Origin of the sequence: Microbispora sp. CA-135349, assembly GCF_050947365.1 — a bacterium.
Classification (GTDB): Bacteria; Actinomycetota; Actinomycetes; order Streptosporangiales; family Streptosporangiaceae; genus Microbispora.
Genome location: NZ_CP192001.1, coordinates 402610 through 428723 on the forward strand (window position 1 = coordinate 402610; position 26114 = coordinate 428723).

The 26114-nt window shown below is 65.8% G+C and carries 31 protein-coding genes and 1 tRNA gene; 16 read left to right on the plus strand and 16 right to left on the minus strand.

What is annotated here, in order from left to right:
• The first annotated feature begins 22 nt into the window (after window positions 1–22).
• Entirely contained in the window at window positions 23–844 is an 822-nt protein-coding gene (locus tag ACQPZZ_RS02015; protein WP_432928384.1) for a glycoside hydrolase family 16 protein, read from the plus strand.
• Between the two features lie 110 nt (window positions 845–954).
• The gene (locus tag ACQPZZ_RS02020; protein ID WP_432928386.1) at window positions 955–1494 is read left to right on the plus strand and encodes a DUF4142 domain-containing protein; all 540 of its coding nucleotides are present in this window, start codon (window positions 955–957) and stop codon (window positions 1492–1494) included.
• Between the two features lie 52 nt (window positions 1495–1546).
• On the opposite strand, the gene ACQPZZ_RS02025 is transcribed toward ACQPZZ_RS02020, so the two are convergent.
• Complete coding sequence (locus ACQPZZ_RS02025; RefSeq protein ID WP_363635234.1) at window positions 1547–1669, minus strand: hypothetical protein; 123 nt, start codon at window positions 1667–1669, stop codon at window positions 1547–1549.
• A gap of 208 nt (window positions 1670–1877) precedes the next feature.
• On the opposite strand from ACQPZZ_RS02025, the gene ACQPZZ_RS02030 reads away from it, so the two are divergent.
• Together ACQPZZ_RS02030 and ACQPZZ_RS02035 are read left to right on the plus strand one after the other, a co-directional pair.
• Complete coding sequence (locus ACQPZZ_RS02030; RefSeq protein WP_363635232.1) at window positions 1878–2336, plus strand: MaoC family dehydratase; 459 nt, start codon at window positions 1878–1880, stop codon at window positions 2334–2336.
• A gap of 168 nt (window positions 2337–2504) precedes the next feature.
• Window positions 2505–2577 (plus strand) — tRNA-Arg (locus tag ACQPZZ_RS02035).
• Window positions 2578–2638: 61 nt separating this feature from the next.
• Here the strand turns inward: ACQPZZ_RS02035 and ACQPZZ_RS02040 are convergent.
• From ACQPZZ_RS02040 to ACQPZZ_RS02065, 6 genes are all read right to left on the minus strand, one after another.
• Window positions 2639–3661, minus strand: a complete 1023-nt coding sequence (locus tag ACQPZZ_RS02040; RefSeq protein ID WP_432928388.1) for a replication initiator — start codon at window positions 3659–3661, stop codon at window positions 2639–2641.
• Complete coding sequence (locus tag ACQPZZ_RS02045) at window positions 3658–3849, minus strand: hypothetical protein (RefSeq protein ID WP_432928390.1); 192 nt, start codon at window positions 3847–3849, stop codon at window positions 3658–3660. Before ACQPZZ_RS02045 ends, ACQPZZ_RS02040 begins: the two co-directional genes overlap by 4 nt.
• Window positions 3846–5267 (minus strand): FtsK/SpoIIIE domain-containing protein, encoded by a 1422-nt coding sequence (locus tag ACQPZZ_RS02050; RefSeq protein WP_432928392.1) that lies wholly within the window; start codon window positions 5265–5267, stop codon window positions 3846–3848. Before ACQPZZ_RS02050 ends, ACQPZZ_RS02045 begins: the two co-directional genes overlap by 4 nt.
• 87 nt (window positions 5268–5354) lie before the next feature.
• The gene (locus tag ACQPZZ_RS02055; RefSeq protein WP_432928394.1) at window positions 5355–5684 is read right to left on the minus strand and encodes a hypothetical protein; all 330 of its coding nucleotides are present in this window, start codon (window positions 5682–5684) and stop codon (window positions 5355–5357) included.
• Window positions 5681–5959 (minus strand): hypothetical protein, encoded by a 279-nt coding sequence (locus tag ACQPZZ_RS02060; protein ID WP_432928396.1) that lies wholly within the window; start codon window positions 5957–5959, stop codon window positions 5681–5683. The genes ACQPZZ_RS02055 and ACQPZZ_RS02060 overlap by 4 nt, the downstream gene beginning before the upstream one ends.
• Window positions 5956–6372, minus strand: coding sequence for a plasmid replication, integration and excision activator (locus tag ACQPZZ_RS02065; RefSeq protein WP_432928397.1), 417 nt, complete (start codon window positions 6370–6372; stop codon window positions 5956–5958). Before ACQPZZ_RS02065 ends, ACQPZZ_RS02060 begins: the two co-directional genes overlap by 4 nt.
• A gap of 131 nt (window positions 6373–6503) precedes the next feature.
• On the opposite strand from ACQPZZ_RS02065, the gene ACQPZZ_RS02070 reads away from it, so the two are divergent.
• Window positions 6504–7025, plus strand: coding sequence for an Imm21 family immunity protein (locus ACQPZZ_RS02070; protein ID WP_432928399.1), 522 nt, complete (start codon window positions 6504–6506; stop codon window positions 7023–7025).
• A gap of 16 nt (window positions 7026–7041) precedes the next feature.
• On the opposite strand, the gene ACQPZZ_RS02075 is transcribed toward ACQPZZ_RS02070, so the two are convergent.
• The 4 genes from ACQPZZ_RS02075 to ACQPZZ_RS02090 form a co-directional block, all read right to left on the minus strand.
• Window positions 7042–7773: a GntR family transcriptional regulator gene (locus tag ACQPZZ_RS02075; RefSeq protein WP_432928401.1), complete on the minus strand. Its 732-nt coding sequence runs from the start codon at window positions 7771–7773 to the stop codon at window positions 7042–7044.
• Between the two features lie 99 nt (window positions 7774–7872).
• On the minus strand, window positions 7873–8190 hold the full coding sequence (locus ACQPZZ_RS02080) for a hypothetical protein (protein ID WP_432928403.1): 318 nt from the start codon (window positions 8188–8190) through the stop codon (window positions 7873–7875).
• Entirely contained in the window at window positions 8187–8546 is a 360-nt protein-coding gene (locus tag ACQPZZ_RS02085; RefSeq protein WP_432928405.1) for a hypothetical protein, read from the minus strand. The genes ACQPZZ_RS02080 and ACQPZZ_RS02085 overlap by 4 nt, the downstream gene beginning before the upstream one ends.
• Before the next feature lie 5 nt (window positions 8547–8551).
• Window positions 8552–8716, minus strand: a complete 165-nt coding sequence (locus tag ACQPZZ_RS02090; protein ID WP_432928407.1) for a hypothetical protein — start codon at window positions 8714–8716, stop codon at window positions 8552–8554.
• Between the two features lie 157 nt (window positions 8717–8873).
• On the opposite strand from ACQPZZ_RS02090, the gene ACQPZZ_RS02095 reads away from it, so the two are divergent.
• The 3 genes from ACQPZZ_RS02095 to ACQPZZ_RS02105 all read left to right on the plus strand — a co-directional run bounded on the left by ACQPZZ_RS02095 (window position 8874) and on the right by ACQPZZ_RS02105 (window position 12390).
• Window positions 8874–9752 (plus strand): DUF5919 domain-containing protein, encoded by an 879-nt coding sequence (locus ACQPZZ_RS02095; RefSeq protein WP_432928409.1) that lies wholly within the window; start codon window positions 8874–8876, stop codon window positions 9750–9752.
• A complete protein-coding gene (locus ACQPZZ_RS02100; RefSeq protein ID WP_432928411.1) occupies window positions 9749–10561 on the plus strand; it encodes an inositol monophosphatase family protein in 813 nt (270 codons plus the stop codon). The genes ACQPZZ_RS02095 and ACQPZZ_RS02100 overlap by 4 nt, the downstream gene beginning before the upstream one ends.
• Window positions 10562–10821: 260 nt before the next feature.
• Complete coding sequence (locus tag ACQPZZ_RS02105) at window positions 10822–12390, plus strand: restriction endonuclease (RefSeq protein WP_432928413.1); 1569 nt, start codon at window positions 10822–10824, stop codon at window positions 12388–12390.
• Between the two features lie 1027 nt (window positions 12391–13417).
• Here ACQPZZ_RS02105 and ACQPZZ_RS02110 read toward each other — a convergent pair.
• Window positions 13418–13996, minus strand: a complete 579-nt coding sequence (locus tag ACQPZZ_RS02110) for a hypothetical protein (protein ID WP_432928415.1) — start codon at window positions 13994–13996, stop codon at window positions 13418–13420.
• Window positions 13997–14568: 572 nt separating this feature from the next.
• Entirely contained in the window at window positions 14569–15060 is a 492-nt protein-coding gene (locus tag ACQPZZ_RS02115; protein WP_432928417.1) for a DUF4365 domain-containing protein, read from the minus strand.
• Between the two features lie 534 nt (window positions 15061–15594).
• Here ACQPZZ_RS02115 and ACQPZZ_RS02120 point away from each other — a divergent pair.
• Window positions 15595–15906, plus strand: a complete 312-nt coding sequence (locus ACQPZZ_RS02120) for a hypothetical protein (RefSeq protein ID WP_432928419.1) — start codon at window positions 15595–15597, stop codon at window positions 15904–15906.
• A gap of 613 nt (window positions 15907–16519) precedes the next feature.
• Here ACQPZZ_RS02120 and ACQPZZ_RS02125 read toward each other — a convergent pair.
• Window positions 16520–17107: a phosphotransferase gene (locus ACQPZZ_RS02125; RefSeq protein ID WP_432928421.1), complete on the minus strand. Its 588-nt coding sequence runs from the start codon at window positions 17105–17107 to the stop codon at window positions 16520–16522.
• A 370-nt stretch (window positions 17108–17477) separates the two neighbouring features.
• On the opposite strand from ACQPZZ_RS02125, the gene ACQPZZ_RS02130 reads away from it, so the two are divergent.
• The 3 genes from ACQPZZ_RS02130 (at window position 17478) to ACQPZZ_RS02140 (ending at window position 20312) form a co-directional block, all read left to right on the plus strand.
• Window positions 17478–17786, plus strand: coding sequence for a hypothetical protein (locus ACQPZZ_RS02130; protein ID WP_432928423.1), 309 nt, complete (start codon window positions 17478–17480; stop codon window positions 17784–17786).
• Window positions 17787–18656: 870 nt separating this feature from the next.
• A complete protein-coding gene (locus tag ACQPZZ_RS02135; protein ID WP_432928425.1) occupies window positions 18657–18956 on the plus strand; it encodes a hypothetical protein in 300 nt (99 codons plus the stop codon).
• Window positions 18957–19367: 411 nt separating this feature from the next.
• Window positions 19368–20312 (plus strand): NADP-dependent oxidoreductase, encoded by a 945-nt coding sequence (locus ACQPZZ_RS02140; protein ID WP_432928427.1) that lies wholly within the window; start codon window positions 19368–19370, stop codon window positions 20310–20312.
• 129 nt (window positions 20313–20441) lie between these two features.
• Here ACQPZZ_RS02140 and ACQPZZ_RS02145 read toward each other — a convergent pair whose 3' ends face one another.
• Complete coding sequence (locus ACQPZZ_RS02145; RefSeq protein WP_432928429.1) at window positions 20442–20948, minus strand: MarR family winged helix-turn-helix transcriptional regulator; 507 nt, start codon at window positions 20946–20948, stop codon at window positions 20442–20444.
• Between the two features lie 347 nt (window positions 20949–21295).
• On the opposite strand from ACQPZZ_RS02145, the gene ACQPZZ_RS02150 reads away from it, so the two are divergent.
• From ACQPZZ_RS02150 to ACQPZZ_RS02160, 3 genes are read left to right on the plus strand one after another with little or no spacing between them, the layout of a single operon-like run.
• Window positions 21296–22141, plus strand: coding sequence for a peptidoglycan-binding domain-containing protein (locus ACQPZZ_RS02150; protein WP_432928430.1), 846 nt, complete (start codon window positions 21296–21298; stop codon window positions 22139–22141).
• A gap of 41 nt (window positions 22142–22182) precedes the next feature.
• Entirely contained in the window at window positions 22183–23082 is a 900-nt protein-coding gene (locus ACQPZZ_RS02155; RefSeq protein WP_432928431.1) for a peptidase inhibitor family I36 protein, read from the plus strand.
• A 34-nt stretch (window positions 23083–23116) separates the two neighbouring features.
• Window positions 23117–24082, plus strand: coding sequence for a SpoIID/LytB domain-containing protein (locus tag ACQPZZ_RS02160; RefSeq protein ID WP_432928432.1), 966 nt, complete (start codon window positions 23117–23119; stop codon window positions 24080–24082).
• Window positions 24083–24142: 60 nt separating this feature from the next.
• Here the strand turns inward: ACQPZZ_RS02160 and ACQPZZ_RS02165 are convergent, their stop codons facing one another.
• Window positions 24143–25183: an NBR1-Ig-like domain-containing protein gene (locus ACQPZZ_RS02165; protein ID WP_432934258.1), complete on the minus strand. Its 1041-nt coding sequence runs from the start codon at window positions 25181–25183 to the stop codon at window positions 24143–24145.
• A gap of 240 nt (window positions 25184–25423) precedes the next feature.
• Between ACQPZZ_RS02165 and ACQPZZ_RS02170 the strand changes: the two genes are divergently transcribed.
• Window positions 25424–25894, plus strand: a complete 471-nt coding sequence (locus ACQPZZ_RS02170; RefSeq protein WP_432928434.1) for a nuclear transport factor 2 family protein — start codon at window positions 25424–25426, stop codon at window positions 25892–25894.
• Window positions 25895–26114: the final 220 nt, after the last annotated feature.

Genomic DNA, 26114 nt, shown 5'->3' on the forward strand with positions numbered 1-26114 from the left:
CAGATCGATCCAGGATTGACGTATGAACGAAGCCAGGAACAGTACGTACGCGCCGGACCCGGTCACCAAGGCCGGCTACGTGCTTGAGTTCGAGGACACCTTCGACGGGGACGTGCTCGACGAGCGCCGGTGGGTCCCGCGATATCTGCCCCAGTGGACCACGCGCGCCGCCTCGGCGGCCCGATACCGCATGGGCGACGGGTGCCTGCGCCTGCTGATCGAGGAGGACCAGCCGCCGTGGTCGCCGGAGATGGAGGGCCGGCTGCGCGTGTCCTCGCTGCAGACGGGCGTGTTCTCCGGGCCGGTGGGCAGTGGCATCGGCCAGCACGGGCGGGGCGGCCTGGCCGTAGTCCGCGAGGCGCAGGACGAGGCGCGGCTCTACACCCCCCACCACGGCCTGATCGAGATGCGCGCCAGGGCCACCGATGACCCGCGCGCCATGGTCGCGCTGTGGATGATCGGCTTCGAGGACGCGCCCGAGCGGTCCGCGGAGATCTGCGTGTGCGAGATCTTCGGGCGTGACGTGGGGCCGGACACGGCGGCGGTCGGCATGGGCGTCCACCCGTTCGGCGACCCGGCGATCACCGACGAGTTCGCCGCCGAGGTCCTCCCCATCGACGCGCGTGAGTTCCACGTGTACGCGGCGGAGTGGGCCCCGGGCCGGGTGACGTTCTTCGTGGACGGCCGGCAAGTGAAGACGATCCGGCAGTCCCCGGACTATCCGATGCAGCTCATGCTCGGGATCTACGAGTTCCCCGACGCCGAGGGGCCCGAGCGGGTGGGGCCGTACCCGAAGGAGTTCGTCGTCGACTACGTGCGGGGCTACCGGCCCGAGACGGGCTGAGCCGCACAAGGAGCATGGCTGGTGGGTATGAGGCATCTGAAGCGTCATGCCCGGATGGTCGAGGCCGATCAGCCGGTGCTCGGCCGTCCGGCGAAGGATCGGAGGATCTGATGCTGAGATGGCTCATCGTCCTGGTGGCGGCCGTGGCCGCGGCGCTGTCCGGGGTCACCGCGGGCTATGCGGCGCCGCCGAACGCGGGATACGCGGCGCCGCCGGATGTCAGCGACAAGGACAAGGCGTTCCTGGTCGCTGCACATCAGGACAACCTCGCGGAGATCCAGGGCGGGCAGACCGCCGAGCGGCAGGCCGCCAAGCAGTCGGTCAAGGACGCCGGCAGGAAGTGGGTCGAGGACCACACCTCCCTCGACAACCAGGTCAAGCGGGTGGCCGAGAAGCTGAAGGTGGAGTTGCCGGGCCAGCCGAGCGAGGAGCAGCAGGCCGAACTACGCCGGCTCTCCGCCAAGAGCGGCGCCGCGTTCGACCGCGCCTGGGTCGACGCGCAGATCAGGGATCACCGCAAGACCCTGCTCGCCCTGGACGAGGAAGTGTCCAGCGGGTCCTCCCAGGAAGTGAAGAACCTGGCCCAGGCCGCCAAGCCGGTGGTCAAGGAGCATCTCGACCTGGTCGAGAGCATCCAGAGCGGCGAGTGACGACCGGTGCCGGCCGGGGCGGGTCTCCGGCCGGCGCATCCCCTTCCGAGGCTCACCCGAACAGTTTGACCAGCAGCAGGATGACGAGCGCCCAGCAGACGAGACCCGCGACCATGACCGCGACGAGCCCGCGGAGCCGATACCGCTTGCCGCGTGGGCCGGGCCGCTCGTCCACGTTTCCTCCATGCCGGGGTGCGTTCCGGCCCGCACCCCGCGTCGTGCTGATACCCCCGCGGGGATCGCGCCGTTCGTCACTGAGAGAGACGTATTCGTTGCTGGACGTCATAGCTCAATCGCTCCCCGATGAGACCAGTGTGGGTGGCAGCGGGCCCGGAGTCCCCCTCTTCCCATCGGATGCGGACGCACGCGCGTAGGGTGCGGTCATGCGGATCTTCACCGACCTCGCCGAACTCAAGGCGGCCAAAGGCGAGCACCTCGGATACGGCGACTGGCGGGAGATCGACCAGGAGAGGGTGAACCTCTTCGCCGACGCGACGGACGACCACCAGTGGATCCACGTGGACACGGACCGGGCGAAGGACGGCCCCTTCGGGGGCACCATCGCGCACGGGTACCTCACGCTCGCGCTGCTGCCGTCGCTGATCGGCGAGCTGTATCGGGTCGACGGCCTGCGCATGGCGATCAACTACGGCCTGAACAAGGTGCGCTTCCCCCGGCCGGTCCCCGTCGGATCCCGCGTACGGGCCGGGGCGGAGATCACCGACGTCAAGGGCACTCCCTCGGGCACCCTCGCGAACCTCCGTGTCACGATCGAGGTCGAGGGAACCGACAGGCCGGCCTGCGTCGCCGACATGCTCACGCTCTTCGTTCCTCAGGAGTGACCTCTCGCGCCCTTGACCCTTCCCACCCTTGACCCTTCCCACCCGCCGCGCTCCGAGCGTACAGGGGCGGCGTGACCGGGGGCGGAGCGACTTATTGGCGCAAGCAGGGGTGGAGGGTCTGGTAGAGTTACACCCGTCGCCGGGCACCGCAGGTGAACGGACAGCAAAGCGGCCGTAGCTCAATGGATAGAGCATCTGACTACGGATCAGAAGGTTAGGGGTTCGAGTCCTCTCGGCCGCGCACATCATAGAAGGCCCGTGACCAGGGAAAACCTGGAAACGGGCCTTAGTGTTTTCGGGCTTCACGCGGTCTCTTCCGTGTCTGTGGGAGCCACCTTGGGAGCCACCCGTTTCGGTCGGCCCAGTAGAGCGCTCGAAATGGCGAGGTAGCCGGCCCCGTCCTCCCAGACCGGCAGGTGGTCCCCCTCGAAACGGACGTCATCGGTTGAGGGCCACCACACCTGGTGATACGTGGCCGCGATGATCTGCCGCAGCTCTGCCCTCGGGAGGGTGCCGCGGATCGCCATGTGCAGGTGCGGGGCGAGCCGCTTCTGGGGCTCGACAGTGGCGAAGTACTGCACGTCATAGCCCGCCACGCGGCGGAGGTTCTGCACGAACCGATCCACCAGCTTCGAGAAGTGCAGCGCGTCACGGGCCGCCCGCGCGTAGTCGTACCGGTCCGGGTCGCTCGGGGCACCCTCCAGCACCCGCCCATACGACGGCAGGGTCAGGGTGACGAACATCGAGGGCCGGTAGGTCTTGCCGTCCGAACCGGTGAAGGTCCGCCCGAGCGTGGTCTTGGTCATCTGCCGCTTGGGCAGATCCGGGGCGTCCTGCCGCCGCTTCGTCGAGCGGGATCGCTTGCCCGAGGTCCGGCCGAGGACGTTGCCGCGCAGGCCCGCCCGGTTGATCTCCTCGTCCAGCTCAACGATCGCGGCGTCCAGGTCGGTGGTGTCCCCGCCGGCCTTCTCCACCTCATCCCGCCACGCCTGAGCATCGGCCCGCAACTCCACGAGGTGCCGCTGATACTCATCAGCGTTATCGGGGAGGTTCACCGGCTCGGCTTCCAGGTGCCAGCCCTCCCGGCACTGCGCCCGCCGAAGCTGCCGGTTCCGCTTCGCACACGGCTGGCACTTGCTCTCCAAGGTGGCCCCGCACGGCACGTCGATCACCTCAACCTGCCCGGTGAGGATGTCCTGCCGCCGCAGCGGAACGGGCCGGATGCACACCCCGTACTGCTTGGCGATCTCCTCCACGACCTCGCGAGCCAGTGGTTGTGCCATCCGGACGGCGCGGGGTGTGGAGCGGTCGGACGGGTTGGTCACCGGTCACCGTCCCAAGCGCTGATGGGGTCGAGGATGTCGGCCGGGGTGAGGCCGTCGACCATGACGGCGGCTTTCTCGCCGCACTCGTGGCACTCGACGATCCCGCGCACCGGGTCCAGCCACAGCACATCGAGCGCGCCGCAGCCCGAGCAGCGCAGCCCGTCGAGGATGTGAGCCAGGCGCATCATCGGCCCACCCCCGCGAACTCCGCGACCATCGCGGAGATGTCGGCATCCGAGACGTACGCCGCCCGCACCCGCACCGGATCAGGGGAGGTCTCCAACCGGACGTAGCCGACGCCTGCGCCCAGCTCCGGGACCGGTGAGATGTGGTCGGCCAGTGCGCCCCGGTCGCGCGCGCCGTCGCCGAGGACCATGTCCACCTGCTCGGACTCATCGAGCCGGAGGGCGATCTTGTCGGGGAACAGGTTGCGGATGTTCATGACCTCCTTGCGCGGGTCCTGGAGCGCGGCCATCACACCCACGCCGACCGCCCGGCCCTGCGTGGTGAGGGTGGCCAGGGCCGCCGTGATGCGCTGACGGAGTTGCTTGTCGGGCTGGTAGGCGGTCAGGAACGCCACCTCGTCAACGAGCACCAGGACGAACGGATCCGCCACGGTCGGCGTGTGGGAGCGCTGGAGGCCAGCGAACCGGTCGGCCCGCTCCTGCATCACGCACACGGCCTCATCGAGCAGGTCGGCGCATTCCTTCGGGTCGGCCGCGTACCGACTGCCGAAGAGGGCACGGCCGAAGGACAGTTCCATCCGCTTGGGGTCGAGCGCCCAGACCTGCACCAGGCCCGCCCGCATCGCCGGGAGGAGGCCGCGGATGGTCGACCACAGATACGAGCCCTTACCGGCCCCGGTCGCGCCCGCAATCAGGACATGCGTGCCGTGGACCTTCAACCGCAGCGGCGTACCGTCCTCGCACCGCCCGATCTCGACCGGCCCCACCGAGGCGACCTCGGGAACCGGAAGCGCGGGCAGGGGTTCGGCGAGCGGGTCACGCCGGGGGAAGGTGAGTACGAGCCGCCCGGCCCGCGCGACGGCGACCCGGCAGGAGGGGGCGCCGAAGCCGTGGGCCAGGTGCTCGATGCGGTCGGCCCAGTCGGTGACGGCTTGGCCGTTGAGCATCTTCACGCTGACGCGGTCGGCCCAGCCGTCGCACTCCACCCGCACGAGGCGGGGCAGGTAGTCGCGTCCCCGGATGTGCCGCCCGAGGCCGGAGACGACCATGACCGGTTGCCAGTGCCGCCGATAGACGGCGACGAGTCGCCACCAGGCCAGTAGTGGCCAGCCGACCAGGCGTAGGAACGAGGCCCGGTCCAGCAGCAGCCATGACAGGCCCGCCGAGGGCAGGAAGCCGGTCATCACCAGGGCCAGGCGCCAGCCGTACAGGGTCCAGATCACCCCGAGGCCGACCGGCACGGCCACCGCGACCGGATGCCGAACCACGAGACGGACCAGGCCCGCGACCAGGCGGGACAGCCAGATCACCAGGGTGACGATGGCGGGGGTTCGGACGACGGCCGGGCGGAAGACCACGGCCGTGTCTGGGGTGGTGGAGACGAGGTTGCGTGCCTCGTCGCCAGGCAGTTTTCGGAACATTAGACTTCGTGTCCTCTCGTGATTTCGCAGTCAGGGAGAGTTGAGGGGCCGCCGGAAGTTGCCGCTTCCTGCGGCCCCGCTTGCATTTCAGGCCGCCGTCTCGCCGACGACGGGGAGGGCGAGCTGGTCGGAGTCGGCCGACTGGTCGGCGTGCATGCGCTCGCAGTCGGCCAGGTACCGGGCGGCAGCGTCGAAGATGCGCCGGGCGGTCTCCACGTCGTTCGCGGTGGCCGGTCCGGCCCCGGTCGTGGAGATCGACACGTACGCCTCGTCGGACTCCAGGACCAGGTACGGCCGCCCCGACTCCAGCTTCCGAACGTCGGCGCGAAGGCCGGAGGTGTAGAACCCGACGTTCACGCGTGGCCGCTCGGCGGAGGTGATGGAGATGGTGAGGTAGGTGTAGGGGTCCGGCGTCATCGGACCGCCACCCCCTCACCATCCGTGAGGCCGTGGAACATCCGCTCCACCGACCGGGCGAACGAGGCCGCCTCACGCGCCAGGCAGCGGGCGAACTCCAGGTCATCGACGGTGACCTGGTCTCCGGCGGAGGTGGTGACGAGCACTTGGACGCCGGCGAAGATCAGCCCGAGGACGGGTGACCGCTGCGGGTAGGGGTGGTTGGCCGCCGATGCGCCCGGCCCGGTCTTGAGGTTGATCGTGCTGACTGGCGGCACGGTACGCCGCCCCGTCATGCCGCGTCCTTCGCCTGAGCAGCGGCCCGGCCGCCGCTGGCGCGGGGAGCGCGCATCTCCCGCACCCGGATCGAGTAGGCCAGGCGGCCCGCCTGGTTGACGTACGGCGTGACGCTGATCCCGTCGAACTCCACCGGGGTGAACGGCAGGCCCGCCATGGGGGCCGGCGGCACCGGCTGGACGGGAGCCAGGATCTTGACGGCTACCGTCTTCTGCGCGGGCTTCAGGGTCGGGTCGGCGTCCATCACGGCGACCTGCCAGACGAGTTCCCCCGTCTGCTTGTCCCGCGCCTGGACGAACCGGCCGTTGGTCGATGCGTCGAAGTCCTTGACCTGCTCGACCTCCCCGACGACGTAGCAGCCGTGGGGGAAGACCATGTCGAAGGTCACTGGGATGGGTCCTTGTAGTGCCATGAGACATCTCCTTCCTCTCGCCTTCTCGACAACTCGTATTGTTGAGCTGTTTTGAGAGTACCCATCTTCTCCGCACTCGACAAGTCGAGTTGCCGAGAATCTTGACGTGTTGCCTGCGTACGCTCTGCGACATGACCGCAAATGACCCGAAGCAGGCAGAATCCGAAGGGCTCACGTGGGTGAGCAGCTTGGGTGGCCCGCATATCCTCGTGCCGCAGTCAGCCCTCCCGTACTGGCACGGAGCACCCAGGAACTACCCCGAGGACGAAGGCGACTACGGCCGCGCCTGCTCGGTGCCCGGATACATCGGGCTGATCCGGGTTGGTCCGGCCGAAGCCTTGGTCAAGGCCGAGCCGTCCCCTACAACGTTCCTCGCCGAACGAAGGGCCCTCATCTCCTGGGTGGGGGCGTACTCAGAGCAGGAACTGGTTGACGTCGCTACGGAGGTCATGGACGCAGAGTCAGTGCCAGAAGGCGAGGAGTTGACGTATACCGTCGACGAGCCGCTGATTCTCTTCGATTCCGCTTATGGGCATGACGACATCGCCTCAGAAGAGCATCTCGTCATCGACCTCGCCCCCGGTCGGTACACGGTACGCGCCGCCTATGTGGAGCATCCAAGGGCGTATCTGATCCTCGTTCGGTTCACATGAGCCGAGCGCCAGCCCGTCAAAGGGAGTAGGCATCTTCCAGCTCGTGAAGGTCGCCGGGGAGGACCAAGTCCACGATGAGGGCGGGACGCCCGCCGCCGTTGTAGACGCTGGCCAGTACGCCGAGGACGGGCGCGGTCTTACGAAGCTCCAGGAGTTTGGCTTCTTCCGTCGAGGGGTGCCGTGCGCTGAGCCGTTCCGCGATGTGTTCGAGCTTGAGGCCCTTGGTGCGCTGGAGATGCTGCCGGATACCGGCGGTGAGCGGTTCGGGCTGGCCCAGGTCGGTACCTTCGGCCAGCTCCACTGGACACCAGATGGTGACGAGGTCAACTGGCCGGTCGGCATCGCGGAACAGGACGCGCCGCATCATGACGGGCGACTTCTCGGGGACGCCGAGGAGCTTGGCGACGCTCGCAGGGGCCGGATGCGCCCCGACGCTTACCGGGGAGCCGTTCTCGTCGGCTTCCGCGCGGTCGAGTACGGCCCGGCCGGGCCGGGAGGCTTCCTCAGCCGCGGCCGGCGGCGTGGCTTTCACGAAGGAGCCTTTGCCGTGCTCCCGCTCGATCACGCCCCGGAGCTGGAGGACCTGCAGAGCGCGGACGACCGTGGGCCGGCTGACGTGAAACTCGTTGATGAGTTGCGTCTCCGACGGCAGGAGCGAGCCCGGAGGATAGGTGCCGTCCGCGATACGTCCCCGGATGGCCTGGACGATCTGCGCGTACTTCGGCGGAGCGTACTCTTCGGACGACATGACGACTTCCCTACAACTCGACTTGTCGTCAGCTTAGCTATCCGTCCTGATTCTGTCTGCCCCAGGGAAAGCAGAAGGCGCGACGGCGCGGGAGTTTCCTCACTGCCCTGAGGACTCGACCACACCGCCGCGCCCGTTCACCCGCACCTGACCAGCCAGCATCGCCGCCCAGGTGAGCCATGCTTCCCGCAGCGGCCACCGGTGCGTCTCGGCGATCACCGGCGCACGCTCGTCCTGGATCGTCTTCCTGATGAACGCGACCCCGCCCGACTGGATCAGCTCGAAGAAGATCGCCAAACAGTCGCACGTCCAGGCCAAAACGAGCTCACGGCTGGTGGGCGTGGGCGCGAACCAGACGAGTGCTTCGGCGTCGGCCTGAGGGCGCGGCAGGTGAGGACTCAGATGCCGGGAGGTCATGCGCTGCCGTCCTCGATGTACCGGGAGTAGGGGTGCGTGCGGCGCAACTCCTCCCGAAGCAGGGCCACCCGCCGGGCTGTGGTCACGATGTCATGCGCCGGAGCGAAGGCGAACACGAGTCGGCCACTGGCCGAGCGCCGCCCTGTCGACCAGCGAAACCACCGGCCGTTGGTCCACACGAGCAGGTCAACCCAAACCGACAGGAACGCCACCCCGTGCCCGGCATGAACATCGGTAGCGATGCCGTGCCCGATGGACAACTCCGCGGACAGCAGCCCGGCCGCCCGCTCAGCGGTCAGCGGCACATCGGGCGGCAGCGAAGGACAGGCGATCTGGTCGAGCCAGCGGGTAGCCATCGGCCTCACTCCTCCGGCACCGTGCCGGAGCCCTGGCAGCCCAGGCACTCGACCCTGACCCGCTCACCCGCCACGGTCTCGCCGGCCCCGTCTTCGGCCGCGACGACACCGCGCCGGGGACTGGCGTATTTCCAGCCCCGCCCTCCGCACAACCCACACTGACCAGCCATGATCCAACAATTGCCCGGCGGCCTGTCGCGTCTCGACCGCGTGGATGTCCCGCCTGGGCGCATCGTGTCTCGCTTCGTCTCGTCTTTGTCTCCCCGTGATCCGCGTCCCTGGTTAACCTGGGCCTACCAGGGCTCCCCAACCCCGAGGGCGCGGATGATGACCGAGCAGCCGATCATGCTGAAGTCGCTCCTACGCCAGCGCCACTGGCAGACCTACAGCACCTTCTGCCGGGAGTACGACAAGGCCGCCAAGAAGGTGGACCCCGCCCTCGCGGGCAGGTGGCCCAGCCGCGCCCAGCTCCACCGCTGGCTGTCCGGCGAACTCAAGGGCCTGCCCTACGCCGATCACTGCCGGGTCCTGGAGGCGATGTTCCCCGGCCTGACCGCGCACCAGTTGTTCTCCGCCGAGACCGCAGCGGAAGCGGCAGCGGCCGTACCGGCCCCCAGGAGCACCCAAGACAACACCGCTCCCGCGCCCGACCCGTGCGAGGACGCCCGCTTCGCCGACGTCACGGCCGTCTTCAGCAGCCGGTCCGCATTCAGCGCCGCCTACCCGCCCGCGTCCCTGTTCGACGGCGCCAAGGAGATCAACGCCTGCGGCCTATCGCTGAACGTGCTCTGCCAGAGCTACCCCGACCACCAGCTCACCCGCCTACTGGACAACGGCACCCGCATCCGCTGCCTGTTCCTGGACCCCAAGGGCGAGGCCATCAAGGCCCGCGAACGCGAAGAGCACTACACCGACGGCACCCTCCAGACGTTGACGGCGCTCAACATCAGCATGCTCACCCGGCTCCGCGACCGGCTCGACCCCGAAGCCGCCGAACGGCTGGAGATTCACGTCTACGACGAGACGATCCGCTTCAACATCCTGATCGTGGACGGCTCGACCTGCGTCGTACAGCCCTACCTCCCGGCCGCCCGCGGAGTCGACTCACCTACGCTCGTCATCACCGACAACACCGCCGCCGACGGGCTGTTTCCCGTCTTCGACCAGGTCTTCACCTCTATGTGGGAGCGGAGCAAACCCGTATGACCCTTGACGCCCGCGCGCTACTGCCCATAGCTGAGCAGGCCGTCACCATCGCCAGCCACATCATCACCACCAAGCTTCCCGGCCTCGTCACGGCCAAAGGCGACCGCGACATGGTCACCGAAGTGGACTACGCCGTCGAACACGCCGTACGCGACTTCCTGTCACGGGAAACGCCAGAGATCGGGTTCCTCGGCGAGGAGGAAGGCATAACGAGTGCCGGCGACGGCCTCATGTGGGCACTCGACCCGCTCGACGGCACCGCCAACTTCACCCACGGCATCCCGCTGTGCGGCACCTCGCTTGGTCTGATCGACCACGACCGCTCCATCCTCGGCGTGATCGACCTGCCATTTCTCAGCACTCGGTACGCCGCAGCAGAGACGGCCGGAGCCACCGCCAACGGCCACCCGATCAGCGCCAGCACCACCGACGCCCTGGAGGCCGCCATCGTCTCGGTCGGCGACTACGCCGTGGGGAAGGGAGCCGAGGCCAAGAACCGCGTCCGGCTCCCGCTCAACTACGAGCTCGCTACACGCGTGCAGCGCGTCCGCATGTTCGGCTCAGCCGCCGTCGATCTCGCATGGGTCGCCGAAGGCAAGACCGACGCCTGCATCATGCTGTCCAACAACCCCTGGGACACCGCCGCAGGCGTCCTCATCGCCCGCGAAGCCGGAGCCATCGTCACCGACATCGACGGCACCCCCCACACCGCCAAAGCCCGAGCCACCATCGCCGCAGCCCCAAAGATCCTCGCCGACCTCGTCGAACTCGTCGCAGGAGCCGAAAAAGACGCGGACCGTACGGCCTAGCCTGCCGACTCTATGATCGCTGCCGCGCAGACTATACGCCTCAACAGTACGCATAAACGTACTTAACGGGCGTTTTGGTACATAGGCGGCACTTCTGCATTGAGGCCTGCGGTGTACGCTCTGGAACGATATAAGGCAATAAGGAGCAGGAGCCTGCAATGCCCTTGCCACTGCTTCTGCTAGTCGGGGCAGTCGGATTTCAGAGAATGTAGGGAGAACCAGTGGCTCGGCGGCGTTCCCTCGCGGCGACGATTGCACAGATGCAGCGAGAGGCAGCTCGCGCTCAGGCGCAGCAGATCAGAGCTCAGCAGGCAGCCCAACGCAACGCCGAACGGGCCAGAGCTGCCTACGCTCGTGCCCAAGCTGCGGAGGAGAAGGAACGCAAGCGGCTCTACCAGGAGTCCCGCGCTGCTGATGTCGCAGCGATGAACGAGGCCTTGGAACTCCGCATGCAGGCGCTCGCCACGATTCTGCAGGCTACCTTGCAGGTCGATGACCACATCGACTTCGAGTCGCTCAAAAGACCCGCCACGATCCCAGCCTGGCAGCATAGACACCTGGAAGTTCCCACTCCGGCACCGCAGTGGGAGCAGTTCGCGCCGGCTGAGCCGACGGGTGTGGGAAAGCTATTCGGTAAGTCGAAGTACCAGCAGGCGTTAACCGCTGCGCAGGGGCAGTTCCAGCAGGCCACGGCACAGCATCAGGCACAGGAGCGCGCCCGAACCCAGGCATTGGCGGAAGCGAGGGCCGCCTATGAGGGCATGGTGAGCGCCAGGAAGGCTGACGCCGCTCGACAGCACGCCGAGATCGATGCGTTTCGTAACGAATACGAGTCGGGCGACCCGGACGCGGTCGTCTCCTACTACGACATGGTCTTACAACGTTCGAGCTACCCTGACGGCTTCCCTCAGCACTTCAAGATTGCTTTTGTTCCGGAGTCGCGTCAACTGGTCGTGGAGTATGAGCTACCAACTGTGGACATCGTGCCTGCAGTTAAGCAGCACCGGTATGTGAAGAGCACAGACTCCATCAACGAATCACCCCGCCCAGCTACACAGATCAAGAGCACCTATGCAGCCGCAATCGCTCAGGTCGCGCTCAGGACGGTCCACGAATTATTCGAAGCTGATCGTGGACGGCACTTGGACGTAGTTGTATTCAATGGCGTCGTTAACACGATCGATCCAGCCTCGGGACAGAAGATCCGTCCGTGCCTGATCACGCTTCGCACTACCCGTGACACCTTCGGAGCGCTCGACCTTGCGCATGTTGATCCGCTCAAGTGCCTTCAGCACCTGTCCGCAGGGGTTTCCAAGAGCCCCGTAGAACTTACGCCGGTCCGCCCGGTGCTCGAGTTCAACATGGTGGATGCCCGCTTCGTGGAGGAGTCTGACGCTCTGTCGATTGTTGACAGTAGGCCCAATCTCATGGACCTCTCCCCCGGAGAGTTCGAAGCGCTGATCCAAAATCTGTTCACAAAGATGGGCCTCGAAGCGCGACAGACACGAGCTTCACGAGATGGCGGCGTCGATTGCATTGCCTACGACCCTCGTCCCATCTTCGGAGGGAAGGTAGTGATTCAGGCGAAGCGCTACAAGAACACCGTAGGAGTATCGGCGGTCCGCGATTTGTTTGGCACGCTACAAAACGAGGGTGCAAGCAAGGGCATCCTTGTGACGACAGCCGGATATGGTCAAGCGTCATTCGAATTTGCAAAGAATAAGCCGATCGAGCTGATTGACGGAGCCAACCTTCTCTACCTACTTGAGGAACATGCTGGAGTGCAGGCAAAGATAGTTCCCCCGGATGAGTGGCGCGATCCCGCGTAGGCTCAAGCACCTCCGCAAGGGTCCGCGCTTGTCGTTCTGCGACCTATACGGAAGCCTGCACACATCAGTTTTGCCGAGTTGTGCTTGTAGGTATCAAGGGCGGCGCTGCGCGCCGCCTCGCGGCCCTGCGCCCGCTCGGCGGCCGGGCATGCGGCCTGGGGGCCGGTCCCGGCCGCCGGCAGCTCGGGCTGCGCCAACACCCCCTCTGGCCTGCGCATTGTTACGCTCATTGACACTTTAACCCGCTGGTAACTCGAAACTGTCAATGACAAGACCTCGCAACCCTCAGGAGACTAAGTCCGCAGCGCGCGCCGCATCCCCTGGACAATCACAACGTTGCGGGAGAGCAACCAGAATGAGCCTCTTCAAGGTGAGAGAGCCTAAGCAGCAGTCGACCCCCGACCTCGAGAAACCAGAGAAACTTCCTACACGTTGGGTAGTCATCATCGCGATCGCGATAGCGTTGGGCCTCCTGGTAGGGAGGGAGAGCGCGAGCACGGGAGCGGGGATAGGGGCAGGTGTCCTGCTCGCTGGCTTCCTGCACAAGGTGATGCCGTAATCCGTGCCTCCGGCGGGGGCACTCCGGCTCCGGGATGATCGCCTTGCCTAACCCAAGGCCGTAGGCGGTTGAGGTAGGGGGCTGATCATCCCGTCCGCCGTCGACCCGGGGCAAGCCGAGCCGACCAGGGCCGGACGGTCAAGGTCGTTCGTCCAGTAGGGCGCTCCACCTTGACCGTCCGGCCCTGTCCCGCTTCCCCTGCGGGCGGGTCGACGGCACACGGGATGATCAGCAGGTGGAGCGTGCGCGAAGCGCACCAGGCCGTTGCCCGTTCGGTTGGCGAGCAGCGGGGACTCGCGGTGACTCGACCGCCGTAGGCCCAGGTCATTGTTTGCCTAGCTCACGAGCCTTGATCTGCAGGGCTTCCCAAGCTGACAGGTGCCACGCCAGAACCAAGACTTAGGCTCCGCAGCCAAAGCTTCGGACTACCCATCAAACTTAAGCGTCGAGCCGGGGAGGTGCTAATCCCTAGTCGTCGAACCCTAAATTGGCCTGCATAGGCAGATAATCGTCCGCACGAAAGAAGTCAACGCGGCTCATATAGAGGCTTCCGTTGCCAGCCCTATCAAGAGTGCCCGCAACGACTACACGTTGCTTCAAATCGTGTGATTCCACCGCATTATGGTAGTCGGGCCCCCTTAAGACCATTTTGACTGGACGCATCCGACCACCAATCAACGCCTTTACCTTAACAGTCCCCTCGTCGTCATCTGGCTCTCGGTCAAGAGAGCTCACGAACCCATAGATCACTCGCTCTTCTATGTGAACATTCTCTTTTAGCAAATGTCCCATCTCTGTGATCGCCGGGGCCGACTCGGCAGGAAACTCCAAGCGGTCACGCCCCACTCTAGGAGGAGCTGCCGTGACTGCCCACTGGAAAGAGACATCCAGTTCACCGGAAGCTGGGTTACTTATTAGGTCCGCCAGCGCAACGCAGGCATCAGAGGATACCCCCTGAAGGACTGCTGCGTTGAGTTCTCGTTTGGAAGGCATATGAGAGCGCTCGACTATAAGCTTGTGAATTAATTCCAAGGAGTCGGCGAGCATCCCGAATACCCTACGAGGAAAAGCAGATCTCTCTGTCTCCACGCTGATATAAGGGTCTTCGGTTCCTGGCAGCGGTATTGGTTGCAGACTACTAACTGGGCTAACAATCGGGATGATGAAGCTCCCTCTTGCAGTGTGCCCCATCCCTACAGACCGAGCAAAATCAATCGCTCTTTTAGGGCGCGATTTGCCGTGGTGTGAGCGCCGCAGTAGTGTCGAGCATGCACTAGCAATCGCAAGATTCTGAGCACTCTTGATAACTCGCGACGCATCCATCAAGGGAATGTAATCCCGATAGTTGTGCAATCGCAATTGAACTACATCGTCTTCCGCGTAAGCTAGATCGACGACTAGTCTTTCTATCGTGGCATGCAGATACTGTGATAGGTCATTTATCAAATCCTGCAGTCGCCTCTCATAGTCAGGCGCCTCGGATTTGAGAGGAATTAGGACTTCCGAGTCACCTTTTTCCCATAGCTCGAAAGTGGGACGTGGGCGACTCTCGAATGTAAATCCTTGAGCTTGCAGGTAAGCTCGAAGTCCTTCTGGTGTGACTTGCGGCAGGCCTGCTGTCATTTGCGCCATCTGCCACCCCGCGCTTCTTGCATGATCTGCTCGACACTTTCGACAGTGAGCCGATTCACTTTTGGAATGTGAACCGCTTTCGACGCATGATTATTCGTCGGTTCCAAAAGTGTCATATTAGCGTAGTACCCAAGTCTACGCAGGAGGATGCCCTCCGAGGTGGAAGTTACCCATTCATTGATATCGCTGGGAACTTCAACAACAAACAAATATCCTGGAAGTATTCGGTCGGGACCGCAAAGGAGGTTGTATGTGCGCGCATCGAGATCGAATGTGAAGCTCTGGTCATCTAGTGACTTCAATCGCTCTGTGCACTTCATTTGAACATCTATGCGCATAGCGCGGTCCCGAATTTCGAGATCTATCCCGAACTGGTCGACTCGGCTTATCTCGACGGCGTAGCCGGCGGCTGATGCGAGCGCCTGGACGTAGGCGACGCTGAACCACTCCTTGCACGCCGACCGGTCCAGAGATCCCACCGGGGCAAGATAATTGATCTTTCGGGTCGATGTGTCCGGTTCTGGGTCTTCGATGCATAACACTACTCTACGTGTCAGTAGCGGCGCCACTTGTTTTGAATCATCACGTAGCGTAGCGGAATCATCCCACCTGTTCCCCAAGGTTTGCTGCGGGGCCCAAAAACGATTGTCCCCGTATGGCACGTGTGTAGAAATATGGGAACTATGCCCTATTTTGTATCGCGCCGGGCCAAGGAGGGGTTGTCCACTCCTTGGTGTCACTTCGAGATCAGCTCGCCGATCCGCACGTGCACTACTCTCCCCCGAAGCCACCCTGAGTGCCCTTCCCTGCGATCTCGGCTCCAACCTGCTCGCGCGCCGCGTGGTAAGACGCAGGTCCCGGGCTGATCTTTGTGCCATTAACGTGCCATTAGGCGGGGTGACGAGGGGACAGCCACGCTCACTCGCGACCGGCTCCACGTGCAGGACAGCGCTCGTACGCGCCGTGATCCATGCAATATCCGAGCTGGCAGCCTGCCTTTTAATCTCGTCCTCATGACACCACCGCGTGAAGTTCCCCCGAAGGTCGAGCGTGTTCGTGACATGAGCGACTTCGCCGCCTACTTGGAGATCATGGCGGACGACTTCGATGCCGATCGCGCCGAGTGCGAACGGCAAGTCTGCGAGGGGAAGCGGTTCGTCGAGGGCCGCTGGAGCAGCATGCACATTGGCGACTTCCTCAGATCTTGGGCAGCATGGCTCCAGGACGGCTGTATCCGTGAAGGAGCCCCGTTCAAGGACGAGGTCGACCCGCCGACATGGCAGTCGCTCGCTCTCCAGATCCACGCCGCCCACGTGTACGAGTAGTTCGTTCTGGGAGCCACCCTGGGAGCCAGCCAGACGGACGATCAAGAACTGAACCGGACGGATCTGAACAGCCACAGGCTTGAGCAGCAGCACGGCGAACGGCTCTGAACGACCGTGGATGTCGTTTGGGGACCTACGGATCAGAAGGTTAGGGGTTCGAGTCCTCTCGGCCGCGCCCAGCTTAAAGGCCCATTCCGATCATCGGGATGGGCTTTTTTGATCTCTGTACAGCAGCGTGATACAGCAACAGCATCTACTGGCGATCCCAGAGATCCCGACCGTCGCGGCCTGAGGGGTCCATGGTGAGTAGGTCCTCGTGAAGATGCCGGACTGCTCTGCCTGTTAGTTCACCCGATGCTGTGGTCTCCATCAGTCGCCAGCCTGGGGAATCGTCTGGTGCTTCGCCGTCGCGGTCGGCGGCGGTGAGGTTGTAGAGCAGCCCGAATACCGCCTCATAGGCGGCAACTCGCGCGAGCTGGGCAAGGTCGCGGCGGTCCGCGCCGTGTGCGAGTAGTCGGGCCGCTGCCGGGATGTCTTCCAAGACACCTGGAGCAGCCCAACTGTCGATCATGCTTGCCAGATGCCCTAAGGAACATGATTGGTTTTGCGGTGCCTACCGGAGGGCGCTCTGCAGAGCCTCGCGTTGAGCCGCGACCCACTGGTAAGCGTCCCGAACGGACCGGGCCGCACCGCGCTCGCGCAACCGGATCATCGCCGGAATTCCCGCTTCCGCTGCGGCTTCAATGCCCCGCCAGCAGCGGTCCTGCCACCATAGGATCGTCTCCAGCAGAAGGCTCCGATCCGTCAGGCCATAGGCGTCGCAGATCAACCGAACGCGCCGGGCCGCGCTGGCCACGTCCGACACCGCGGGCTCCAGGCGGACGTACTGCCAGCACACGTGTGCCACGTCATGGATCCGCGCGCCCGGCGCGGCGAGGTCCCAGTCGAGGATCGCCACTGGCCGCAGCCCCAAACCGAGGTCGCGATAGACGGTGTTCTTAGGGGACAGGTCGTTGTGACAGACCACCTCGTGCTCGCCGGCCATCGCCGTGCCGGCGGTCAGGTCGTGGAACTCCCGGACGAGCTCGGCCACCGCCGCCAAGCTCCGGTCGGAGGTGACGTCGGGAGGCTGTTCGTCGTCCCAGGCCACGTGGCCGTCGACGAAGCTCTGGATCTCGCGACCCAGCTCGTCGACACCCACGAAACGCGGAGACCCCCTCCAACCATGGCGCTCAAACAAACCAAGCAGCTCGCGCGTGAACGCGGATGACGGTGGTCGGCGAACCGTGTCCCCAACCCGTACGACGGAGTTCACGTTGCCCCCGGGTAAAGACAGCTCAGTCATGCGCCCATTGTCCACAGGCCCTCAGGAACGGGAGGGGCTACCCATCCCGCCGCGCGAGCGTGGAGCCGGTCATGAGTGACCGTGGTTGCCCCCTCGTCACCCTGGCTGCTTGCACGCTAATTGCCCGGCGATTAGCCCGTGACCTGGCTCTGCCCAGTTCAGCGCTGGTACGGGCCGTGGTCCATGCAATTCCCACGCTGACAGCCCGCCTTTTACTCTCATCCCCATGACACCGCGTGAACTTCCCCCGGACGTCGAGCGTGTTCGTGACATGCGCGACTTCGCCGCCTACCTGAAGATCATGGCGGACGACTTCGATGCCGATCGCGCCGAGTGCGAACGGCAAGTCTGCGAGGGGAAGCAATTCGTCGACGGCCGCTGGAGCAGCATGTACGTTGGCGACTTCCTCAGATCTTGGGCAGCATGGCTCCAGGACGGCTGTATTCGTAAAGGAGCCCCGTTCAAGGACGATGTCGACCCGCCGACATGGCAGTCGCTCGCTCTCCAGATCCACGCCGCCCACCTGTACGAGTAGCCCGTACTGGAAGCCACCGTGGGAGCCACCCAAGCGGGCGATCATGAACCGAGCCGGACGGATCTGAACGGCCGGAGTCCCGTCGACCAGCATGGCGAACGACTCTGAACGATCCTGGAGGCCCGTTCGGGGACCTACGGATCAGAAGGTTAGGGGTTAGAGTCCTCTCGGCCGCGCACCTCACAGAGGGTCCTTGAACAGGCGGTATGCCGTTCAGGGGCCGTCTTGCTTTCTAGATCATCTCGGCTCGTTGCTAGCACCCTTGCTAAGAGGATGGCTTCCAACCCTTCTTGCGATGTCTTCTTCCGCGATGGAGCCGGACAGTCGGCCGTTCCCGGCATGCGCGTGATCGCGAGAGCCTCGGCGTGGCGTCGATCAAGGAGCTGTCGGGGATGTCTGCTTGAGTCGCCCCGGAACGATGCACGGGCAGGGAGCGGGAATGCGGCAGTCAGAGCGTCTGTGGCATCTCGTCCGGTCCTACGGCATGGGCGAGTGGTTCATGGCCGCGTGGGTGGAGGGCTTGGAGGTGTGGGAGGCCGCCCGGCGTCTGGGGGTGTCGGTCGCGGACGTGGACGACTCGGTCGAGTGCACCTGGACCGATCTCCTGCGCGAGAGGTATTCCGACGGTGAAGGAATCGTCTGGGCCGGTCGGCTGACGGCTGACTGGACGCAGATCATCCAGGTGCAGGGGTTCGACTGCGAGCGGGCACTGCGGGAGCTGTCGTCCGGCGGGCGGGCGCTGCTGGTGGGCTGGGATCTGAACGGGCCGCGTGATCTCGAATACGCGGTCAACGGTGGTACGTCACGGGACTCAGCGTCACCGTCCCCGGCAAGCGCTGGGGAAGCGACCCTCAGGCGCTCGATCCGTACATGCAGGGGTTGCAGTTCGACTGGGGCGACTCCAGTTGGGAGAACGACCCCGAACTGCCGACGGGATGGCTGGAGTACCGCGCGTGGGAGGAGGCCCGCCTGGAGAGCGGGGAGGACTATGGAGAGGAGGAGGTCCCCGACGAGTGGCAGGACTTCATCGGACTCGCCTGCAACGGGTACAGCCCGCCCCTGGCGACCTGCCTCACCTCTGCCCTGGCGCTTGTCGGCCGGGTGACGGGCCGGGAGATCGACAGGGAGTGGATGGACGGGGCTCACACCCGCTACGTGATCGGCAAGTGACAAGACGGCTGATAAACGACCCGCGGTCGTTCGACGAGGTGTCCGTGTTCGAAGCGGGCTCTGGCACGGACCGGGGCGACGAGGTGGGCCGCGTTCACTGCGCGCCGACGTTCCCTGACTTCGCCAGTCGTCACGGGCCCGGTGGGGCTGGTGTGCCATGCCTGCTGCAGGGCGTTGACGGCAGTGTCTTTCAAGATCACCGAGCGCATCGTTCAACGAAGTCGGCGGCACCTCGCTGCCGGCGAGCGTCCGTCGCCACGTGAGCTGCGCATATAGATCACCTTGCACTCCGAAGGTCGCCGCCCACTCCGCAGAGGCCACAACTTGCTTCGAATTCGAAGCGGGCATAAGGTTACTTCTAGGTGCTTCGAGTTCGAAGCACCTATCTCTCCATCGGAAGTGAGATCCGCAATGAAGGCAGTGCGTTTCCACGAGTACGGCGACCCCGATGTCCTGCGCTACGAGGATGTGGAGCAGCCCGTCCCCGACGCCGGACAGGTGCGGATCCGGGTTGCCGCGACGTCGTTCAACTCAGTCGACGGCAACATCCGCGCGGGTTTCATGCAAGGTCCCATCCCGGTGACGCTGCCGCACACTCCCGGTCTCGACGTTTCCGGCACGGTCGACGCACTGGGCGAGGGCGTGCACGGCATCGAGGTCGGTGACGAGGTCGTCGGTTTCCTGCCGATGGCGGGGACCGGCGCGGCCGCGGAGTACGTTCTCGCGCCGGCCGAGGTCCTGACGGCGGCGCCCACGAGCATCCCGCTGCCCGATGCCGCCGCGCTGCCAGTGGTGGGCCTCACGGCGCAGCAGGCGCTTTTCGACCACGCCAAGCTCACGAGCGGGCAGCGCGTGCTGATCAACGGCGCGGGCGGAGCGGTCGGTGGCTACGCCGTGCAACTGGCCAAGTATGCCGGCGCGTATGCGATCGCCACGGCCAGCCCGCGGAGCATCGAGCAGGTCAAGCTCTCGGGCGCTGATGAGGTCATCGACCACACCACCACCGAGGTGACCGCGGCGGTGAGCGAGCCGGTCGACATCGTGCTCAACCTTGCTCCGATCGACCCGGAGCGGCTGGCAGCACTGCTCACCCTGATCCGTCCCGGCGGAGTGCTGGTGAACACGACGGTGTGGATGCCCGCGCCCTCCGACGAGCAGCGCGGCGTGAGTGGCATCGACTTGTTCGTCCGTAGTGACGCCGATCAGCTGTCGCGGCTGGTGGCGCTGATCGACTCCGGAGAGCTGCGCGTCGACGTGGCCCAGCGCGTGCCGCTGGCCGAGCTGCCGGCAGTCCACGCTCAGGCCGCCGCAGGCGCGCTGCGCGGCAAGGTCGTCATCGTCGCACCCGCCGGTTGATCCCCCGACGCTGAAGGCAAACGACCGTGGCACTCTCGTCGGATCCCGAGAGTGCCGAGGCCCTGGCGATCACCGCGACTACCCCGCCCTCGCCCCGGCGTCGAGCTGACGTGCCACGGCGCTGGCGGGTCAGTCGGTTCGGTTACGTCCGGCGCGGGATTTGGCGGACCGTGGCGGGGTGGCGCGTATATGTTCGCGGACGCGCGTCAGAACTTCACCGAGCGCGGTGAGGTCTCCGTCGATCATCGGATCGAACAACAACCGCCGTACACGGTCGACGTGTCCGGGAAGCACCCGGGCGACCAGGTCCCGGCCGGCGTCCGTAACAGTCACGATCACACTGCGTTCGTCATCCGGCGACGGTGAACGGGTGATCAGACCACGCTTGTCCAACAGCCCTGCCTGATACGTGAGCCCGCTGCGGCTGTACACGACGCCATCGGCCAGATCGGTCATCCGCAGCCTGCCCTCAGGCGCATCCACCAGCCGAGCGAGGATCTGGAACTGCACGTAACTGAGGTCACCATCGGCACGCAGGTGCTCCTCCACCGCGTACTGAAGAAGGCTGCTGACCTCCATCAAGGCGAAGTACGCACCGAGTTGTTCGGTGTTCAGACCGGGCGCCGGGTCGCTCACACACCCACCCTACTTATTCGAATTCGAACGGCTTCCTTGGCTCCAGGAACACGGCGAAATCAGGCAGCGCCGCGTCGGCCTCGCTCCTGGGGGCCTGCGGCTCCGGCCTACGGCAGGCAGCCATTCCAGGCGGCTGGACGCGGCCGCATCGATTTGCCCGAGCACCGTCCTGCGTCAGGCGGTGTGTCTCGCTCGCCTGGAATTACCTGTCAGGCGGCGCGTACGCCTGTACGGGGAATCTGACGGACAGGCTGACAACACCGATCTCCTTGTGGACAGCATGGGCGGTCCGAAACCGTGGGTCCGCCGCAGGAATCACCTGCCGGTGTCCGACCCCAGGAGAAACGATGAAGCTGCCTTCATGCGCCGCCGCACTCGCGGCGGCCTCCCTGCTCGCTTACGTGACCGGAGCGTCCGGCATGTCGGCGGCACAGGCAGCCGACGCCAGTGCCCTTCCGAGCGTGAACATGGAAGCCGCTGTCAAGGCGGCCCAGATCGACCCGCGGCGGGCTGACGACACGCTGACCCCGGGCGCGAAGGCCAGCGTGCTCCTCGTGGAGCAGGCGCTGCGCGACCGGCACCTGCTCGACGCGAAGTGGGTGGACGGTTACTTCGGCACCACGACGGTCGCCGCTTTCGCGAAGTTCCAGAAGTCGCTCGGCTTCACCGGGCTCGCCGCCAACGGCCTCCCGGGTGAGACGTCGCTCACCAAGCTTGGAGCCGGCCGTTTCACGGTCACGCACATCATCAGACCGGGCGTTCGGGTGTCCGCCGGCGACGTCGTCGTCGACACCCGCACGCGGAGCATGCTGGCCGAGGCGAAGCGGCTACTCGGCCGCGACCTCGTGCTGTTGCAGGGGTCGTACAACCCCGGCGGCGACCCCACGTCCGCGGGCACCCACGACGGCGGCGGCGTCGTGGACATCTCGGTCGACGGAATGGATTCGGCCACCCGCACCGCCGTCGTCCGCGCGTTGCGGCGTGTCGGCTTCGCGGCATGGGTGCGCAGCCCCGACCAAGCCGACTGGCCATGGCACATCCACGCCGCCGCCATCAACGACACCGACCTCTCCAGCCAGGCCCAGCATCAGATCGGTGACTACTACCTCGGCCTGAACGGGCTCGCTGGCCGCGGCCCGGACGACGGCCCGAAGGTGCCCATCCGCACCTGGGAGGAGTACGAGCGCCGCTGACCATCCGAAAACCCAGCTGCACAGACACGAAGGAGAACACCATGGGAACGCTCGGCAAGATCCTCAGCACAACGGCCGCCGCGATGGTGCTCGGTGGAGCCGTGCTCGCCACCGCCTCGCCCGCCTCGGCGGCCGCCCGCGACGGCGTGTGCGACAGCGGCGAGTTCTGCTACTACTTCAACAGCAACAACCAGGGGTCGGTCTCGGACTTCACCGGATCGGTCGGCGACTACGGCACCGAGCAGCCGTCCTGCTACGACTTCAAGGGACCCGGCAACGGCAAGGGCACGTGCGTCAAGAACTCCGCCGCCTCGGTCTGGAACCGCAGCGGCAAGACCGTCCGGGTCTACTACAACAGCAACTACGGCAGCAGCGTCTACCAGGACTTCGCACCCGGCGCCAAGGGCAACCTCAAGGCGGGCCTGAAGAACCAGAACGCCTCCCACCAGTTCGACCCGTCGACGTCATCGGCGCGCGTCGACATGTCGTACGCGCTGTACAAGACCGGCGGCGGCCACATCAGCTGCGGCTTCGACGGTTACATCAGCACCTCCGGCCGGCATGAGGGCATCGACATCGCCCGTGGCGTGGGCTCGGATGTGCACGCCCTGGTGAGCGGTCAGATCATCTACCTCGCGCGGGGGTCCAACGGCAGCTCGGGGCTGTCCACCATCTCCATCTACAACTCCTCGCTGAACAAGACGATCATCTACCTGCACTCCGCTCCGCGGGCCTCCCTGGCGGTGGGCCAGCAGATCGCGCGCGGCCAGGTCATCGCCGACGAGGCGTGGCACGGGGTGTCGTCCAGTGGCGCCGCGCACACCCACGTCGAGATGCGCCCCGGACGGCAGACGCTCGCCGCCAAGAGTGTGGGCGACCCGGTTCTGAGCAACCCGAACCCGAACTCGTTCTGGGTCTCCCAGGGCTACAACGTCCGCTAGCGCACCGCGGCCTGTGACGAGAAGGAAGACGACTGTGTCTCCACGAACTCCACTACTGCTCTCGCGGCTCGTCGCGCCGGCCGCCGCGATGGTGCTCGGAGGGGCGATGCTCGGTGGGGCGGTGCTCGCCACCGCCTCGCCCGCCTCGGCGGCCGCCCGCGACGGCGTGTGCGACAGCGGCGAGTTCTGCTACTACTTCAACAGCAACAACCAGGGGTCGGTCTCGGACTTCACCGGATCGGTCGGCGACTACGGCACCGAGCAGCCGTCCTGCTACGACTTCAAGGGACCCGGCAACGGCAGGGGCACGTGCGTCAAGAACTCCGCCGCCTCGGTCTGGAACCGCAGCGGAAAGACCGTCCGGGTCTACTACAACAGCAACTACGGCAGCAGCGTCTACCAGGACTTCGCACCCGGCGCCAAGGGCAACCTCAAGGCGGGCCTGAAGAACCAGAACGCCTCCCACCAGTTCCTCAGCTCCACACCGCCGACCGGCTGCAAGACCGACGGTACGGACAGCAGGCTGCCCACGACGATCCTCGTCTACCGGAAAGCCCTCGATCGCGTGGATCGGGTGGAGTTCAAGACCTACATCAAGAACGTCCTGCCCAACGAGTGGCGGTCGTACTGGCCAACGGAGTCTCTCAGGGCCGGGGCGATCGCGGTCAAGCACTTCGGCTGGTACTGGGCGCTGAGGTCGGCGAGCAAGACGCCGAGCGGCCAGTGCTACGACGTCACCGACGACACGTCCAGCCAGGTGTACAAGCCCGGCTCCGCGACGGCGGCGACGAACGCCGCGGTCGACGCGACATGGGGCACCCGGATGACGCGTGATGGAAAGATCTTCAAGGCCCAGTACTGCTCCACGACGACGGCGTGCGGCCACTGGGTGACCGGCGACTGGATGTCGCAGACCGGCTCCCGCGACAAGGCAGAGGCGGGCTGGAGCCACTCCCGGATCCTCACCTACTACTACAACGGGATCGCTCTCAATTCCTGATCCCCAAGGGTCGTCCGCCCCTGATTCCCCGCCGTGTGACGCACGGCGGGGAATCGTGCGTCATTCGACGATGATCTGGAAGTTGAGCGGCCGGCCCCCGGGGAACGCGACCCGCCCCGACCCCTCCATCATCTTGAACCGCACGTAGCACAGGCCTGGCTTCCCCGGCGTGGTGATGTCGGTCCGGATGTCGACCACCTCTCCGGGTGACGTGTCCTCAACCGGTACGTCGGAGACGGTTCGACATTGATCGGGTCGCTGCGGGAGGTCGAGGCGATGCAACGAATATCCCTTCCACGGCACGGTCCCGGCGTTCTTGAGCCGCCATACCTTGGTCACGGTCTGGCGGGGGCCTACGCGCGTGCAGTCGGTCAGCGTGACGTCCCCGATGAACTTCGCCGAGTCGCCCTCGTGTACAGGCGGAATCCACGGCGGGGTGGTGGCCTGCACCGGGCAGTCGGCGGCCGACAGCCCGGTCTTCGACGGGCTGTCAGACGGGTTCAGGCCGTGCTCGTCGATTCCGGAGCCACGATTGACGGCGACCACGACGAGGACCACTGTCGCCACGCCCACGGCCGCTACCGCGAGCGCGGCCGGGCGGGTCGGCCGCAATCGCCCTCGGCCCCCCGCCGCGGAGGGGACGGGCGGGACGTCGTGCGCGATCCCGTCGGGCGGTGGTGGCGGCGTAGGCAGAGATACCGGGGTGCCGCCAGCGGATTGTGGGGCCTGCGATGCGGCGGCGCTGTGCACGATGCGACCTTCCGCGAGGCCCGTGGCGGACGCTTCGAGTCCGTCGGACGGACGGGTCCCCAGGGTGCCCGCGCGGGTTGAAGGATCTCCGGCGCTCGCCGATCTGACCGCTAAGTTCGCCCTCTCCCAGCGTTCGCGGTACGCGGCCGGGTCCGCGCCGCACGCCTTGACGAACTCGACGGTGGTCTCCCAACTCGGGAGCCGGTTGGCCTTCGTGGCTTCGTGCAACGTCGTGTGCGAGATCGCTCCCGACCGGCCGGACATTTCGCGGAAGGGTGGATTGCCGACCGATTTGCGGAGTTGTCGCAGTGCCGCCGCGAAGTCCTCGATCGCCTCCGCCCGTGCGGGCATGTCGTCCACCCGGGTGAAGCTAACAGCGCCCACGGTATCCCCTCAAGCTTACGGAGGATCTCGCATACGTCCTCCCGCGCCGCGCGCCCGGATCGTCCCGGTCGACTCACATCACGTCCGGGGAAGCGATGGCGTGATGTCTCCCGCGACGCGATATCCATTGGCTCTACGCTCGTTGACCCGGCATCGTTTTTCGTTCTACGGTTGTTGAGGCACGTTCACGTCGATGAAGGAGGCGGTATGCCCGCGACCCCGCGCCACCTGCTCGACCGCTTCCACCAGGCGATGCTGGACTTCTCGCCCGACCGACTCGCCGATCTGTTCGCCGATGACGCGATCTACGAGTTCGTGTTCTGGACGCCGCATCGCGGTCCGTCGCAGCGGTACGACGGGCGCGAGGAGATCCGCGCCGGCTTCAGGGCGGCATGGGGGTCGGTCCCCAAGCCGCCCCTGACCGGATTGCGTGAGGTGTGCGTTCACGAGACGGCCGACGCCGAAGTGGTCATCTCCGAGGGTGAGATGGACGCTGTCGACCACGCGACCGGGCGGCCGTTCACCTCCCGGTTCGTGCTCGTCCTGCGCGCCCGCGGCGGCCGTATCGTTCATTTGCGCGACTACTCCGACGTGTTGCGGACCGCGGCGGGGCTCGGCCGGCTGACCCAGCTCTTCGAGCAGGTGCACGCCGAGTCCGCGTCATGGAAGAGGGCGTGAGGCCGCCGGTTCGAGTGCTCCGCCGGGCCGGTGGACGGCTCGGATGGGTCACACGACAATGTCCTGCCGGGCCAGCGGCTCGCCTGCGGCCGACACCCTGGCCTTCTGCTCTCATCAATCACCGGCTCGCGGTGTCCTCGTGGACCCCGAATCCCTCGTCGCGGACATCCTCGCGGCCCTTCCTCCTCGACTGCGGGACGCCGCGGAGTGGACCGTCGGT